This window comes from Peribacillus simplex NBRC 15720 = DSM 1321, assembly GCF_002243645.1.
Taxonomy (GTDB): domain Bacteria; phylum Bacillota; class Bacilli; order Bacillales; family DSM-1321; genus Peribacillus; species Peribacillus simplex.
This window is the reverse complement of record NZ_CP017704.1, coordinates 1,149,208-1,163,916: the sequence shown is the minus strand read 5'-3', so window position 1 is coordinate 1,163,916 and position 14,709 is coordinate 1,149,208. Positions and strand designations below refer to the sequence as shown.

Sequence of the window (14,709 nt, the reverse complement as noted above, 5' to 3'; positions counted from 1 at the left end):
AGAAAGGAAACTCTTTATGGTTGCTATCAAAAAAATATTATCAAAGTTAACACCAGCTCAGCTTATCGTCGGTTATTACTTTTTGGCCGTAAGTATCTCGACCGTACTGTTGAGTCTGCCTGTTGCTCTTAAGCCAGGCGTAGAATTTGAATTCATGGATGCATTATTCACAGCCGTAAGTGCAGTTAGTGTGACAGGTCTAACAGTTGTTAGTTTGCCCGAAGTGTATAATGAGGTAGGCTATTTCATTCTAATGTTTGTTCTCCAATTTGGCGGTATTGGCATCATGACACTTGGAACGTTTTTCTGGTTGATTTTGGGTAAGAAAATCGGCTTGAAGGAAAGACAATTGATCATGACAGATCAAAACCAATCGAATCTTTCGGGGCTTGTTAAATTATTGATTCAAATCATTCAGATATTTGTCGTAATTGAAATGATTGGGGCTCTAGTTTTAGGCATTTACTTTCTGAATTATTTTCCAAACTGGAAAGAAGCTTTTTTAAATGGCTTATTTTTAGCCGTAAGTGCCACCACGAATGCTGGTTTTGATATTACCGGTATTTCAATGATTCCATTTAAAGACGATTATTTTGTACAATTCATCACGATTATTCTGCTTACCCTTGGAGCTATCGGGTTTCCTGTGTTGATTGAGTTGAAAGAGTTTTTATCCAATAGAGCCCGTACTTATAAGTTTCATTTTTCTTTGTTCACGAAACTGACATCAGTCACTTTCTTGTGCCTTATCATTGGGGGAACTATTCTTATCTTCCTGCTGGAGATGAACGGGTTTTTTAAAGATAAGAGCTGGCATGAATCTTTTTTTTACTCTCTATTTATGTCATCGAATACGAGAAGTGGTGGCCTTGCTACGATGAATGTGAGCGATTTCTCGGAACCGACCCTTTTATTGATGAGCATATTGATGTTTATTGGAGCATCTCCTAGTTCAGTTGGAGGCGGTATCCGGACAACTACCCTGGCAATAATGATTCTCTTTTTATGGAATTTTATGAGGGGAAGGCGTTCCATTAAAGTGTTCAAGCGGGAGATTCATCCCGATGATATTCGAAAAGCGACAGCAGTTATGATCATGGGATCGCTCCTTTGCATAATCGCGGTCTTCATTTTATCTATTACTGAAAATTTTACTTTGATGCAAATCATTTTTGAAGTGTGTTCGGCTTTTGGTTCAGTTGGCCTTTCGATGGGCATTACGCCTGAACTCAGTAATACCGGTAAAATTGTCATTATGATCATTATGTTCATTGGCCGTGTCGGGATAACCTCCCTCCTGTATATCATAGGCCATAAAGAAGTTACGGAAAATTTCCATTATCCAAAGGAACGCGTAATCATTGGGTAAATGATATAAGTAGGACAGTAACCTTTCCATCGAGGAAAGGTTTTTTGTTTTGTTTGCAGGAATCACGGACAAAATGTTGAAATTTACCTATAAGTGAGTATTCTACCATTTCTATATATATAAATATGCTTATTTTGACCCCTTACTTCGAATTCATTCTGATAGAGTATAAATCATTTTGATAAGGAGGTGGATGAAGTGAAGAAATATACTGGAAGGATCTTTATCCCTGCCCTTTTCTTCATATTGATATTACCCTATATAGGGTAATATCAATATGAAGAAAGAAGGTTTTCCGCCTTTGCAGGAATATATTTAATCGTAATTTTAACCATTGCCTGGTGTTTGGGTGCCATATTTGATCATAAACGGAAAACGATTGCTTTATTGCAGGATAGCGAAGGGCGTTATCGCATTATCTCCAATTACTCTAAAGAATTGATCAATAGCTTCAATGAGGTTATATTCCAAACGGATGAGAAAGGGAAATGGTTGTACTTAAACCCGGCATGGAAATCGATGAGTGGTGCAACCGTGAATGAATCCCTGGGGCTTCACTTTTCTAAATATATGGATAACACTTCTTATCAAGACGTATTAAAGGCCTTTGCGGACTCCTTTCATCGAGGGAATAAATATTTTCGTGCAGACATTAAACTAAATGCGAAAAAGGGAACAAGTTGGGTTGAAGCATTCGTTAAACTAATTTACGATGACGCTGGGAAATTCATCGGGACGGCGGGCATATTATCGGAAATCAATGAACGTAAACATGCGGAGGAAAAGCTTGTGAGCCTAAACGAACATTTGGCAATCACATCAAGCAAATTATCAACGGCTGCCCAACTTGCGGCAGGGATAGCACATGAAGTCAGGAATCCGATGACAGCGATAATGGGATTCGTGAAGTTGATTAAAGATGGCGGTGCCGAAAAGCAGGAATACTATGATATTATTTTTTCGGAAATAAATCGAATCGAGCAAGTGCTGAATGAACTCTTGCTGCTATCGAAACCTACTGAGGCGGTTTTTCTTGAAAAGGATTTAAAGGAAAGCTGCAACCATGTTGTTACGCTGTTGGAGACAAACGCCGTACTGAACAATATTCAAATTCATAAAAATTATGATTCAGAACCTATTTTTATGTACTTTGATGAAAACCAAATCAAGCAAGTACTAATAAACATGATAAAAAATTCCATAGAATCGATGCCTTATGGAGGAAATATTTTTTTGAGCATAAATGAAAAAAATGGGGAAGTTTTTTTGAGCATTTTGGATGAAGGGGAGGGTATTCCGGAAAATTCCCTTCAAAAAGTAGGAGAACCATTTTTCACTACAAAAACATCAGGAACAGGATTGGGTCTTTCCGTTTGTTTTAGAATCATCGAAAAGCATGGCGGAAAAGTTTTCATCACAAGTGAACTGAAAAAAGGTACGAAAATCGTTTGTATATTTCCAACCGTCCAACAAAAGGAATTTAGTGAGAACGAAAAGGTCCAGATACAGGGCCTTGATTGACAAGAAAATAAATGATTTAATTGTTGAAAAAATCTGAATGTTGTGTATATACTTTAAAAGTAATAACATACTAACCGGTTAGTAAGTTTAAAAGGAGGAATTCAATTTGAACTTTGAACATACTCAAAAGGTGAAAAGTCTGGAAAAGAAGTTAACGGAATTTATGGAAAAGCACGTATACCCAAATGAATCATTATACAAAAAGCAGCTCGAAGCACAGAAGAGCCGCTGGAGTGAAATACCCCCGATATTATCTGAATTGACGGCAAAAGCAAAAGAAGAAGGATTATGGAATTTATTTTTACCTGATAGCGATTATGGCGCGGGTTTAACAAATCTAGAATATGCACCGCTTTGTGAAATCATGGGTAGGTCGTCGATAGGACCTGAAATCTTCAACTGTAACGCGCCGGACACTGGTAATATGGAAGTGTTGGTGAGATACGGTTCAGATGAACATAAGGAACGCTGGCTGAAGCCCTTGCTTGCTGGGGAAATCCGCTCATGCTTCTCGATGACAGAACCGGAAGTGGCGTCTTCCGATGCGACCAATATCGAGTGCAGGATAGAAAAGGCGGGTAATGAGTATGTCATAAACGGCCGAAAATGGTGGTCTTCAGGAGCAGGCGATCCCCGATGCAAGATTGCCATCGTCATGGGTAAGACAGATCCTGAGGCGTCCAAGCATGAACAACAGTCAATGATTCTTGTACCGCTGGATGCACCGGGTGTCAAAATCGAGAGAATGCTACCTGTGTTTGGTTATGATCATGCCCCGCATGGCCATGCCGAAATCACTTTTGAAAATGTGAGGGTCCCGGCAACGAATATTCTATGGGGTGAAGGCAAAGGATTTGCGATTGCCCAAGGAAGACTCGGGCCAGGAAGGATACATCATTGCATGAGGCTGATCGGCGCTGCTGAAAGAGCACTTGAAGAATTATGTAAGCGCATTCAAAATCGTGTCGCTTTTGGTAAAACATTGGCGAGACAAGGTGTGATCATGGAGTGGGTGGCTGATTCACGGATTGAAATCGAACAAGCAAGACTTCTGACCTTAAAAGCTGCTTATATGATGGATACTGTCGGGAACAAGGAAGCGAAGGCGGAGATTGCCATGATAAAAGTGGTGGCACCAAATATGGCATTGAATGTGCTGGACAGGGCCATCCAAGGCTTTGGAGCTGCAGGGATTTCCGATGATTTCCCTTTTGCTGCACATTGGGCAAATGCACGGACGTTAAGGCTTGCTGATGGTCCAGATGAAGTTCACCGCTCACAAGTAGCTAAAATAGAACTTCGAAAATACCAGCAAAAGCATGAGGTGAAAATATGAAAGTTACCGACTTATTCGATCTAACTGGAAAGACGGCGATCATAACCGGTGGAGGGAGAGGATTGGGAGCACAAATAGCGACCGGATTTGCCGAAGCTGGGGCAAATGTCGTTCTTTGTTCAAGGAAGAAGGAGGCATGCGACGAAGTTGCTTCGCAAATCGAAAAGCTTGGAGTCAAGGCGCTTTCCTTCAAGTGTGATATCACCAATCCGTCAGATGTACAGGAAGTCGTTAACGAAACTTACCGTGAATTTGGTGCCATCGACATTTTAGTAAACAATAGCGGGGCATCCTGGGGGGCACCAGCCGTCGACATGCCCCTTGAAGCGTGGCAGAAGGTGATGAATGTCAATGTAACCGGAACCTTTATCATGAGCCAGACAACAGGCAGGGTCATGATTGAGCAGGGACATGGGAAAATCATAAACATCGCTTCCGTTGCCGGATTAGGGGGGACCGACCCGAGGGTGCTCGATACGGTCGGATATAATGCGAGTAAAGGGGCGGTCATTACTTTAACGAAGGATTTAGCTGTTAAATGGGGTCAGCATAATATCAATGTTAATGCAATCGCACCCGGATTCTTTCCGACAAAAATGACGAAAGGGGTTCTTGAGCAAGGAAAGAATCCTATCTTGGATTCCACGCCTCTAAAAAGATTAGGAAGTGATGATGATTTGAAAGGGGCAGCGGTTTTCCTGGCCTCAAAGGCATCTGATTTTGTGACTGGAAATATCTTGATTGTCGATGGGGGGTCACATGCAAAGTAATGAAAGGAAAGTAAATATGGCTGGAGGGTATGAAATGATGAATGAAAAAAAATGGCTTTCCGTTTATCCTGATTCAATTTCAAAGGAAATAATAGTCCCTGAGTTTCCGATGCAAAGAATCCTTCAAAATGCATGTCAGTCCTATCCAAACAATACAGCTATTACTTTTTATGACCGAAAGATATCTTATCAGGAACTTTTTCATGCATCGCAAGCCTTTGCTTCAGCCCTGCAAAAAAAAGGTGTTCAAAAAGGCGATCGTGTCGCCATCATGCTACCTAATTGTCCGCAATATGTAATAGCTTATTATGGATCGTTGACAACAGGAGCCATTATCACCCAAATCAACCCAATGCTGGTTGAAAGGGAGCTGCAGCATATTTTACAGGACTCCGGTGCAGAAACGATCGTGGTATTGGATGGATTATACCCGAAAGTGAAAAGTGTGCAGCAACATGCAAATGTGAAAAATATTATCGCCGTAAGCCTTCAGCCTTCGGATGCAGATTTCCAGCCTGATGCTTCTTTTGACCAATTCATGAAGACAGGGGACGGCAAAATCAATCCCGTATCTATCGATCCGGAAAATGATATAGCCGTTCTTCAGTATACAGGAGGAACGACTGGCCGTTCAAAAGGGGCGATGCTGACTCACAGCAATATTCTCGCCAATGTCGTTCAATCGTATGAATTCTTCAAGCATGAATTAAAAATGGGCTCTGAAAGAACGCTGTCGGTCATCCCGCTATTTCATGTTTTTGGAATGACGTCCGCAATGAATTTATCCGTGTATATCGCGGGTGACTCCATCATGCTGCCACGTTTTGAAATAGAAGAAGTGCTGGAAACGATTAAGCGTGAACAGCCGACCACTTTTCCTGGTGTACCGACTATGTATGTAGCATTGACGAATCATCCAAAGGCAGAAGAATATGGAATGGGCTCAATTCAGGTCTGTAACAGCGGAAGTGCACCGATGCCCGTGGAACTGCTACGTGAGTTCGAACGAAAATCAGGTGCGAAGATATTGGAAGGCTATGGACTTACGGAAGCTTCGCCAACAACGCATTGTAACCCCGTATTTGCCGAAAGAAAGCCTGGGAGTGTCGGGATTGGTATCCCTTCGACTGAATATAAAGTGATGGACCTGGGAGACGGGACAAAAGAAGTGGCCCCTGGCGAATTGGGGGAATTGGTCGTCAAAGGTCCTCAAGTGATGAAAGGTTACTGGAATATGCCGGAGGAAACGGCGGTGACCCTTAGGAATGGTTGGCTTTATACGGGTGATATCGCCAAAGTTGATGAAGACGGGTATCTCTATATTGTCGACAGGAAAAAAGATTTGATCATCGCAAGTGGTTATAATATATATCCGCGAGATGTGGAGGAAGTTCTCTATGAACATCCTGCTGTCCAGGAAGCGGTTGTCATCGGAGTTCCAGATGCTTACCGAGGGGAGTCGGTAAAAGCGGTGCTTGTACTTAAAAATGAAAAAACGGCAAATGAACGGGAAATCATAGATTACTGCCGTGCAAACCTATCGGCCTATAAAGTTCCGCATTTCGTTGAATTTCGTGAAGAGTTACCGAAAACAAATGTCGGAAAGATTTTAAGGCGAGCTTTAAGAGAAGAACTTTCCAGGAAATAAGAGGGCTTTGATAGTACGAAAGCGTATGATATCAATTCAGCTGAAATTTTAACAGATTGCGAGGATGCATACATGAAAGAAAAAATGACAGAACATAGCATACGCTTATTTGAAAAGAAGGGCTTTAGTGAAACGTCGATTTCTGATATCGTCGAATCGGTCGGGGTGACGAAGGGAACGTTTTATTATTACTTTACGAGCAAAGAGCAGTTGCTTATGGATATTCATCTAGCTTATATAGACGAGTTGCTTAGTGAGCAGGAAATAATCATGTTGGAACCTGGGAAAAGCTGTAAGGATAAGCTTTTCGATATGGTATTGATGCTTTTAAAAAGCATAAAGACCAAAAAATCCAGCGCAACGGTCTTTTTCCGTGAAATGAAAAATCTAAGTGACGAAAAACTTGCACAAATCCTTCCAAAGCGGGATGAATTCCGTAATAAAATCGAGCAAGTGCTGATTAGTGGCATCGAGAGCGGAGAACTACGTTCCAATCTCGATGCATCCATCATCTCGTTTGCTATTTTGGGAGTGGCCAATTGGAGCTATCATTGGTTCGACCCAGAAGGTGAAAAAACCGAACAGGAAGTTGCAGCCATTTTTATGGGGATGATTCTGCAGGGAATTGAAGCGTGACCAGGTTACATACTAACCAGTTAGTAGAAGGGAGATAGAAGGCATGACCAACAAGCAAATTCAATCAATAACCGTAATTGGGGCTGGGCAGATGGGGCATCAAATTGCGATGCTTGCTGCACTTGGAGGTTACGAAACGATTCTTCAGGATGTTCAGGAAAAAGCGTTGAATACAGCCCAAGAAAAATTGGACGTCATTTTGACTAAATGGGTTCAAAAAGGAAAATTGTCTGAAGATCGTAAATTGGCTGCTTTTAGCCGTCTTCAATATACCACCGATCTTGAGAAAGCGGCCAGTGGAGCTGATTTGATCATTGAAGCGGTTGTTGAAAAGCTTGATGTGAAACAGGAAGTCTTCGCTAAACTTGAAGAAATGGCCCCAGCAGAAACCATTTTTGCCACGAATAGTTCAACAATCGTCAATAGCCTGATTGCGAGTGTGACGAATCGTCCGGAAAAGTTCATTAATATGCATTTCTTTTTCCCGCCTCTAATAATGGATTGTGTTGAAGTTGTCATGAGTGATCAAACATCGGAGGAAACAGCGAAGCTTGCGATGGAAGTCACAGAGAAAATGAATAGGACAGGAGTTTTGTTGAGGAAAGAGATATCGGGATTCGTAGCCAATCGAATTTTGGGAGCATTGCAGCGTGAGGCCTTATATTTGTATGAAGAAGGAATTGTGGACTATAAGGATATCGATTTAATTTGCAGGAAAGCTTTAGGCCATCCCATCGGACCTTTTGAACTGATGGATCTATCAGGTATTGATGTAGGATACTTTGTCATGCAGCAGCGATACAATGAAACTGGAAATCCAGAAGACAAGCCAAATGCTTGTATAGAAGAAAAGGTGACTAAAGGACATTTAGGAAGGAAAACAGGAAAAGGCTGGTATGATTATCCAAATCAAGGAGTGAAGAATCAATGACAAAATTAATTAGAGTCGTTAAGGAAAATAAGCTTGCGGTCATAACCATCGATAATCCTCCATTAAACGTAATCAGTAAACAAGTATTCAGAGAATTGGGAGAAACATTCGATGAACTTTCAAAAGATACTGAAACTGTTGCGGTACTCATAACCGGTGCAGGCAATACCGCATTTGCGGCTGGTGCTGATATAAAAGAATTCCCTGGCATGATGGGGAACCCGAATATGAAAGAAATGGTAAAGGAAAGTCATGCAGTCCTAACCAAAATCGACCAGTTTCCTAAACCTACAATAGCTGTATTAAACGGCCTGACTTTGGGCGGCGGATGCGAACTGGCTCTGGCCTGTGATTTGCGAGTGGCTGAAACACAGGTTCAAATTGGTCTGCCAGAAGTGAAATTAGGCTTATTTCCTGGAGCTGGCGGTACACAGCGTTTGTCCAGACTTGTAGGAAACGCAAAAGCAAAAGAGATTATATTTACCGGTGATCCGCTTGGTGCCATAGAAGCGGAAAAGATCGGGCTTGTAAATAAAGTCGTTGAGCAGGGCTACGGCTTATCGGAAGCGAAAATCTTGGCCTCACGAATGACAAGGCACTCACTTCAGGCACTTTCGAGAATCAAGAAGGCGATTAATGAAGGAAGTGAGGCAACGCTTGAACAAGGTCTAGAGATTGAAACGAATCTTTTTGAAGAGATCTTCCAAACTGAAGATATTAAAGAAGGGGTTTCCGCTTTCTTGGATAAACGTAAACCTGCTTTTGTACATCGTTAATCAAGGAGGGGTTTTATGCATGAATTGGAAGTCAAAGTCCGTTTTTCCGAAACGGACGCTTTGGGCCATATCAATAACACAAGCTATTTCATATACCTCGAAGAAGCACGCATGAAATTTTTTGAAGATTTAGGCCTAGCGACGAATGTTGAATCTTGGAATTTTTTGTTAGCCTCCACTAAATGCGACTTTATTGCTCAGGGATATTTCAATCAACTCTTGACCATTCGTACATCTTTGACAATGGTAGGTACGAAAAGTTGTGATATGGTACATGATATCCTCTGTTCACAAACTGGGGAAGTGATTGCTAAAGGAAGTGCAGTTTTAGTCTGTTTTAATTTTTTGAATCAAAAAAGTGAACCTATTCCTGAATTTATTAAAGAAAAGCTCATTACACATCTTGTTCATAATTAGAATGACAAAAGTCTAAAGGAGTGGAGGAACATGGTGGACGATACGATTCCTGTTCGGCCCGGCGAGGAACTGAATATTGGTGCATTAGAAGGTTTTCTAAGAAAAAATGTATTGGACCTTCCAAATGAACCGTTAGAATTGCAACAATTTTCAACGGGCTATTCCAATTTGACCTATCAACTGAAAATTGGTGATTGGGAGGCTGTTCTCAGAAGGCCACCGCTTGGCCCTGTTGCTCCAAAGGCACATGATATGAAGCGTGAACATCATATCCTTTCCTCAATCAACCCGTATTTTCAAGCAGCTCCCGAGCCTATTCTGTTCTCGGATGATGAATCGATTGCGGGGGCCCCTTTTTTCCTAATGGAAAGGAAACATGGAATTGTAATAGATACCGAATTTCCCAAGGGAATCGAGCCTACTGTTGAAATGTGCCGACAGCTTTCTTATGTCATGGTCAATCGGCTTGCTGATCTTCACTCGATTCCCTATGAGAACACGGGGTTGGTTGAAATTTCCAAACCTGAAGGGTTCATTGAAAGACAAGTACGCGGATGGATATCCCGCTATGAGAGAGCAAAGACAGATGAAATCAAGGAAATTCGTCCGCTTATCGATTATTTTCAACAGAATATCCCGAAATATAGCCAGACTTCAATTATCCATTATGACTATAAGATCAATAATGCCATGTTTAACCAGGACCTTACAGAGATGGTTGGTTTATTTGATTGGGAAATGTCCACCGTTGGTGATCCGCTAGCCGATCTAGGAGTGGCTTTAAGCTACTGGACGGAAAGTGGTGACCCGGAACTTATCAAAATCGGCGTTGGTCAAGCGTCCGTAACGACTTTAACTGGTTTCCTGACACGAAGGGAATTTATCGAGACTTATGCAGCAAGAAGTGGCAGGGATGTTTCCAACGTCGATTTTTATTTAACCTTTGGTTACTTTAAGTTAGCTGTCATCCTTCAGCAAATCTATTATCGATATAAAAAAGGCCAGACTAATGATCCCCGTTTTTCCAATCTCGGAAAAACGGTTAAAAGCTTACTCACTCATGCTGCAAATGTAGCTGCGAAGGAAGTTTAATAAAATGGAATATATACAAAACATTCATTTGCTACTAAAAAAAGAAGAGATAGATGGGGAAAAGCTTCAAGAAGGGGAGAAAGTTGCGGTCATCCTGGATGTGTTATTAGCGACCACAACGATTATTTCGGCACTTCATGATGGAGCACGCCAGGTGATACCGGTCATGGATCCAGTGGATGCCTTGGTGAAAAGCCAGGAATTGGACCATGGGGATTCCATAGTGGCAGGGGAACTAAAAGCAAAGCCGGTTGATGATTTAATGTATCCGAGTCCTACGCTATTGAGTAAGTTGGTACGCGGCAAAACATTAATACTCTCTACTACTAATGGAACGGTTGCGTTGAGAAATTCTGCAGCTGCCAAAAAGGTTTATATCGCATCTTTGTTGAATAACCCGTCTGTTGCAGAAAAAATAAAAAAACATCATAAAACAGAAACGATCATCATCGTTTGTTCGGGAAATTCAGGTGAATTCAGTCTGGAAGATTTTTACGGTGCAGGTCATTTGATAGATTGCCTGATTGCTGGGTCGCAAGGCTCGTTCATACTCAACGATGCAGCAAAGGCTGCCAATGCGCTTTATCGTACGAATAGCGAAAATGCCTTTGATATCCTGAAATCATCATATGTCGGACAGTTGTTTGACAAGCATAGTTTGATCGCCGATTTGGAATTGGCGGCGCAAAAAGGTTCGTTGGATCTTGTCCCAGAGTTGGTGGATGGAAGGATCGAGGCTGAATTGAAAAGGCAGGAAACGTAGTTCAAAATCCAGATAAGGAGTGAAGGGGATGAGGTTTTCACAGTCAATAGTGGTGGTGACAGGTGCAGGCTCTGGTATTGGGAAAGCTACAGCGATGCGCTTGTCTGACGAAGGGGCAAAAGTGTTATTGGTAGGGCGGACGAAAGGAAAGCTGGAGGAGGCAGCTGCAGAAATCAATGCGAGGCACACGATTCCAGTGGCCGACATTTTCCCTGCAGATGTTACCGTCGAGGAAGATGTAATAGAGCTGGCCATGTATGTGAAGGAACAATATCGTGACCTTCATATTTTAATCAATAACGCAGGTGGATCAAAGTCCTCGAAGCTCTTGGATACGTCTGCAGCTGATTGGGATATGATTCAACATGTCAATTTGAAAAGTGTCTTTCTAGTTTCCAAGTACTTGGGGAAAGTGATGGAAGAAGGAGCGGGTAGTGGAAATGAAGGCTCCATCAATCGGGCAATCGTGAATGTGGCTTCACTGTCAGGGCACCAGGCAGGGGCATTCATCCCGCATTATAGCTCTGCTAAAGCCGGAGTCATCAGTTTAACGAAATCATTGGCACTGGAACTTGCTCCAGTCGGCATTCGGGTCAATTCCGTATCGCCGGGATTCATTGAAACGCCATTAACGGAGGATGGATTGCGAAATGAAAAATTCGTAAAGTCCATACAACGGAACACGGCACTGGAAAGAGTGGGGAAAGCGGAGGAAATAAGTAATGTCATTACCTTTGCTGCTTCCCCGGAGGCTTCCTATATGACTGGGACGGATTTATTGGTGGATGGCGGCTGGTTGATCAAATAGAAAAAGGGGATGGGTAAATGTTAAAAGAACACTTATTGACAGAAGTAATCGATAATGTAATGATCCTGACTTTGAATCGTCCTGAAAGTTTGAATGCATTTAGTCCGGATATGATTGCAAGCTTAACGAAAGCGATTAAGGATGTAAAACAAACACCACATATAAGGGCAGTCATCATCAAAGGGGCGGGAAGGTCATTCACTGCAGGAGGAGACGTTAAGTCAATGGGGAAGGCGTCTGCAGGTCAATTGTATGATCATGTTGGCAGAATGAACGAATGCATATTGGCTCTGGATGCCTCTGAGGTTCCCGTAATCGCTGCTGTCCATGGATTTGCGGCAGGGGCCGGATTCAATTTGGCACTCGCTTGTGATATGATCTTGGCTTCCGATGACAGTCAATTTGCCATGAGTTTTTCACAGGTAGGCCTGATCTCTGACGGAGGGGGCTCGTATTTTTTACCTAAATTAGTAGGGCCCCACCTTGCAAAGCAGCTCTTCTTTTCAGCAGAGCCAATTTCTGCGGAACGCTTATACCAGTTAGGTGTCATTAATTGTATATATCCACTCAATCAACTTGAAGAGGAATCATTGAAACTTGCGGAAAAGCTGGCAAATGGACCGACAAAGGCATATGGGATGATGAAAAAGCTCGTTAGCCATTCATTTACGGCTACACTTGATGAAATACTCGAACAGGAACGTATCACGCAAACCTTGATGGCTTCCACAGAAGATCATCTAGAGGGAGTTGCAGCATTCAAAGAGAAAAGAAAACCGGAATTTACAGGAAATTAATAAGGGAGGGATAAAGATGAGAGCTATTCATTTTGAAGAATACGGCGGACCGGAAGTACTGAAATTGACTGAAATGGAAAGACCCGTGCCAACTGGGCATGAAGTTCTGATTGAAATCGATTGTGTCGGCGTCAATTATGCAGATACGGCCAGAAGGGAAGGGCAATATGTAGTACCTACGCCGCTTCCGTTCATTCCAGGTGCGGAAGTGGCTGGCGTAGTGGTGGAAGTTGGTGGAAAGGTGACCAAAATCAAGCCAGGTACAAGGGTCGTGAGTTTAATTGAATCGGGTGGATATTCAGAATATGCCCTATCTGATGAATTCTCGGCCATTCCGCTTCCTAATGCCATTCAGTTCCATGAAGCTGTTGCACTGCCCCTTCAAGGTCTAAGCGCCTATCATATTCTAAAGACAATGGGACGCATGCAACAGGGGGAAACGGTATTGGTTCATGCTGCTGCAGGTGGAGTGGGAACGATTGCTGTACAGTTAGCCAAAATCTTCGGGGCTGGAAAAGTGATAGCCACCGCCAGTACAGTGGAAAAGTTGGAACTCGCTAAAGAGATGGGGGCAGATGAACTTATCGATTACACGAAAGAAGGATGGGAAATGAAAGTCCGTGAGGTCACGGGAGGGAAGGGAGTAGACGTGGCGCTGGAAATGGCTGGAGGGGATATTTTCAATAAAACATTGAAATGTTTGGCTCCATTTGGACGTCTTGTTGTTTTTGGTAATGCCAGTCGTAAGCCTTATACGATGAACCCGCAGCAATTAATGAGGCGCAATCAATGCGTCGTAGGTTTTTTCCTGCCACAGATCATGAAACAGCCAGATTTGCTGTTGCCTAGCATTGAAGACCTTTTTTCTTACGTTGCGTCTGGGGAGCTTAAGCTAACTATCGGCGGCATCTACCCAATTGAAAAGGCAGCAGCCGTTCATGAGGAAATGAACGCCCGTCAAACGAAAGGGAAGTTGATTTTGCAGGTTAAATGAGAATAAGGGGTATATGATGCACCCCTTGTAGGTTAATGAGATTTCACTGTCATTTGACCTTCTGGAACGACTCAATCCGTATCAGTGCTAACATCTTTATCGGGATGCATGAAAGGCGGCTGCGGCGCTTTTTTAGCCTCTAACAGTTCACGGTTTTCAGTTGAATTCCACCCTATATCATTGGTGGGGTGTATCCATTCGTCTCCAGCCATGATTTCCGGGTCTGTATCTTCGCTCCAATTTTCGAGTGGTGAGTTTTCAGATGCATATTTACTGTCGCCAATGACGACTCCATAATCATTGACGAATGGAGCCTGTGGTTTTATGCCGGTTCCTTTAAAGCTTGGTGCGTTAATTTGGTGTGGTTGTGTATCGTCTACAATTGGTGAATCCAATTTCTTTTTCATATAGTGTCTCCCTTTTCGTTTTACGGTTATTTTTCTCGTCTGTCCCTATATTATCCCTGAATAATTTCAGGCATTTTTACCCCATTCTAAAATGTAAACTATATTAAAAAGGGTGGATGAAAATGAAACGGAAAGCCAATGTGGATGGTGCTGTCAAAGCAAGTAAAACGCCAAAAAGAAACCAAGCTGAAAATGAATTTTCCAATGAGTTCGCAATGGAGGAAAACGCAATGAAAGGTGCCAACCGTAATTCAAAGCAAGGCAGAAAAGGAAGAAGTTAATGGATAAAGAAAAACAGAACAGCCAGGAAGAGATGGGAAAACATGTACGAACTGAATTTGGAATTGAATTCAGCGGCGATATGAATGCAACCAAAATTTATGAAATTTTGGCAAAAGAAAATAAAAAACGTGATAGTGATAAGTAAATAAGGACGGACCCAAT

General features: G+C 42.3%; 17 protein-coding genes. 16 read left to right on the top strand and 1 reads right to left on the bottom strand.

Going from position 1 to position 14,709, the window contains the following annotated elements; translation table 11 throughout:
* Positions 1-16 precede the first annotated feature (16 nt).
* From BS1321_RS05415 to BS1321_RS05350, 14 genes are all read left to right on the top strand, one after another.
* Positions 17-1,369 (top strand): TrkH family potassium uptake protein, encoded by a 1,353-nt coding sequence (locus BS1321_RS05415; protein WP_063232043.1) that lies wholly within the window; start codon positions 17-19, stop codon positions 1,367-1,369.
* 345 nt (positions 1,370-1,714) lie between these two features.
* Positions 1,715-2,890, top strand: coding sequence for an ATP-binding protein (locus tag BS1321_RS05410; RefSeq protein ID WP_063232042.1), 1,176 nt, complete (start codon positions 1,715-1,717; stop codon positions 2,888-2,890).
* A gap of 163 nt (positions 2,891-3,053) precedes the next feature.
* Positions 3,054-4,226 (top strand): acyl-CoA dehydrogenase family protein, encoded by a 1,173-nt coding sequence (locus tag BS1321_RS05405; protein WP_419555887.1) that lies wholly within the window; start codon positions 3,054-3,056, stop codon positions 4,224-4,226.
* Positions 4,223-4,996 (top strand): SDR family oxidoreductase, encoded by a 774-nt coding sequence (locus tag BS1321_RS05400; protein WP_063232040.1) that lies wholly within the window; start codon positions 4,223-4,225, stop codon positions 4,994-4,996. The genes BS1321_RS05405 and BS1321_RS05400 overlap by 4 nt, the downstream gene beginning before the upstream one ends.
* A 37-nt stretch (positions 4,997-5,033) precedes the next feature.
* Entirely contained in the window at positions 5,034-6,644 is a 1,611-nt protein-coding gene (locus BS1321_RS05395; protein ID WP_063232139.1) for a long-chain-fatty-acid--CoA ligase, read from the top strand.
* A gap of 72 nt (positions 6,645-6,716) precedes the next feature.
* Complete coding sequence (locus tag BS1321_RS05390) at positions 6,717-7,280, top strand: TetR/AcrR family transcriptional regulator (protein ID WP_063232039.1); 564 nt, start codon at positions 6,717-6,719, stop codon at positions 7,278-7,280.
* A gap of 43 nt (positions 7,281-7,323) precedes the next feature.
* Positions 7,324-8,211, top strand: a complete 888-nt coding sequence (locus tag BS1321_RS05385) for a 3-hydroxyacyl-CoA dehydrogenase family protein (protein WP_063232038.1) — start codon at positions 7,324-7,326, stop codon at positions 8,209-8,211.
* On the top strand, positions 8,208-8,987 hold the full coding sequence (locus BS1321_RS05380) for an enoyl-CoA hydratase (protein WP_063232037.1): 780 nt from the start codon (positions 8,208-8,210) through the stop codon (positions 8,985-8,987). Before BS1321_RS05385 ends, BS1321_RS05380 begins: the two co-directional genes overlap by 4 nt.
* Before the next feature lie 15 nt (positions 8,988-9,002).
* Positions 9,003-9,404 carry an acyl-CoA thioesterase gene (locus tag BS1321_RS05375; RefSeq protein WP_063232036.1) on the top strand — a complete coding sequence of 134 codons (402 nt, stop codon included), beginning with the start codon at positions 9,003-9,005 and terminating at the stop codon, positions 9,402-9,404.
* A gap of 30 nt (positions 9,405-9,434) precedes the next feature.
* Positions 9,435-10,496 carry a phosphotransferase family protein gene (locus tag BS1321_RS05370; RefSeq protein ID WP_063232035.1) on the top strand — a complete coding sequence of 354 codons (1,062 nt, stop codon included), beginning with the start codon at positions 9,435-9,437 and terminating at the stop codon, positions 10,494-10,496.
* Between the two features lie 4 nt (positions 10,497-10,500).
* Positions 10,501-11,259, top strand: coding sequence for a 2-phosphosulfolactate phosphatase (locus BS1321_RS05365; RefSeq protein WP_230160140.1), 759 nt, complete (start codon positions 10,501-10,503; stop codon positions 11,257-11,259).
* Between the two features lie 28 nt (positions 11,260-11,287).
* Complete coding sequence (locus BS1321_RS05360) at positions 11,288-12,067, top strand: SDR family NAD(P)-dependent oxidoreductase (RefSeq protein WP_063232034.1); 780 nt, start codon at positions 11,288-11,290, stop codon at positions 12,065-12,067.
* A gap of 17 nt (positions 12,068-12,084) precedes the next feature.
* A complete protein-coding gene (locus BS1321_RS05355) occupies positions 12,085-12,864 on the top strand; it encodes an enoyl-CoA hydratase/isomerase family protein (protein ID WP_063232033.1) in 780 nt (259 codons plus the stop codon).
* 16 nt (positions 12,865-12,880) lie between these two features.
* A complete protein-coding gene (locus BS1321_RS05350; protein ID WP_063232032.1) occupies positions 12,881-13,858 on the top strand; it encodes a quinone oxidoreductase family protein in 978 nt (325 codons plus the stop codon).
* Positions 13,859-13,929: 71 nt separating this feature from the next.
* Here the strand turns inward: BS1321_RS05350 and BS1321_RS05345 are convergent, their stop codons facing one another.
* On the bottom strand, positions 13,930-14,265 hold the full coding sequence (locus BS1321_RS05345) for a DUF3905 domain-containing protein (RefSeq protein ID WP_063232031.1): 336 nt from the start codon (positions 14,263-14,265) through the stop codon (positions 13,930-13,932).
* Between the two features lie 122 nt (positions 14,266-14,387).
* Here BS1321_RS05345 and BS1321_RS27800 point away from each other — a divergent pair, with 122 nt between their 5' ends.
* On the top strand, positions 14,388-14,546 hold the full coding sequence (locus tag BS1321_RS27800; RefSeq protein WP_094246584.1) for a hypothetical protein: 159 nt from the start codon (positions 14,388-14,390) through the stop codon (positions 14,544-14,546).
* Positions 14,546-14,692 carry a hypothetical protein gene (locus tag BS1321_RS27795; protein ID WP_169803968.1) on the top strand — a complete coding sequence of 49 codons (147 nt, stop codon included), beginning with the start codon at positions 14,546-14,548 and terminating at the stop codon, positions 14,690-14,692. The genes BS1321_RS27800 and BS1321_RS27795 overlap by 1 nt, the downstream gene beginning before the upstream one ends.
* The last annotated feature ends 17 nt before the right edge of the window (positions 14,693-14,709 follow it).

Coding starts and splice junctions, on each gene's coding strand:
- BS1321_RS05415 (WP_063232043.1), top strand. CDS start 17: ATGGTTGCTATCAAAAAAATATTATCAAAGTTAACACCAGCTCAGCTT.
- BS1321_RS05405 (WP_419555887.1), top strand. CDS start 3,054: ATGGAAAAGCACGTATACCCAAATGAATCATTATACAAAAAGCAGCTC.
- BS1321_RS05400 (WP_063232040.1), top strand. CDS start 4,223: ATGAAAGTTACCGACTTATTCGATCTAACTGGAAAGACGGCGATCATA.
- BS1321_RS05395 (WP_063232139.1), top strand. CDS start 5,034: ATGAATGAAAAAAAATGGCTTTCCGTTTATCCTGATTCAATTTCAAAG.
- BS1321_RS05390 (WP_063232039.1), top strand. CDS start 6,717: ATGAAAGAAAAAATGACAGAACATAGCATACGCTTATTTGAAAAGAAG.
- BS1321_RS05385 (WP_063232038.1), top strand. CDS start 7,324: ATGACCAACAAGCAAATTCAATCAATAACCGTAATTGGGGCTGGGCAG.
- BS1321_RS05380 (WP_063232037.1), top strand. CDS start 8,208: ATGACAAAATTAATTAGAGTCGTTAAGGAAAATAAGCTTGCGGTCATA.
- BS1321_RS05375 (WP_063232036.1), top strand. CDS start 9,003: ATGCATGAATTGGAAGTCAAAGTCCGTTTTTCCGAAACGGACGCTTTG.
- BS1321_RS05370 (WP_063232035.1), top strand. CDS start 9,435: ATGGTGGACGATACGATTCCTGTTCGGCCCGGCGAGGAACTGAATATT.
- BS1321_RS05365 (WP_230160140.1), top strand. CDS start 10,501: ATGGAATATATACAAAACATTCATTTGCTACTAAAAAAAGAAGAGATA.
- BS1321_RS05360 (WP_063232034.1), top strand. CDS start 11,288: ATGAGGTTTTCACAGTCAATAGTGGTGGTGACAGGTGCAGGCTCTGGT.
- BS1321_RS05355 (WP_063232033.1), top strand. CDS start 12,085: ATGTTAAAAGAACACTTATTGACAGAAGTAATCGATAATGTAATGATC.
- BS1321_RS05350 (WP_063232032.1), top strand. CDS start 12,881: ATGAGAGCTATTCATTTTGAAGAATACGGCGGACCGGAAGTACTGAAA.
- BS1321_RS05345 (WP_063232031.1), bottom strand. CDS start 14,265: ATGAAAAAGAAATTGGATTCACCAATTGTAGACGATACACAACCACAC.
- BS1321_RS27800 (WP_094246584.1), top strand. CDS start 14,388: ATGAAACGGAAAGCCAATGTGGATGGTGCTGTCAAAGCAAGTAAAACG.
- BS1321_RS27795 (WP_169803968.1), top strand. CDS start 14,546: ATGGATAAAGAAAAACAGAACAGCCAGGAAGAGATGGGAAAACATGTA.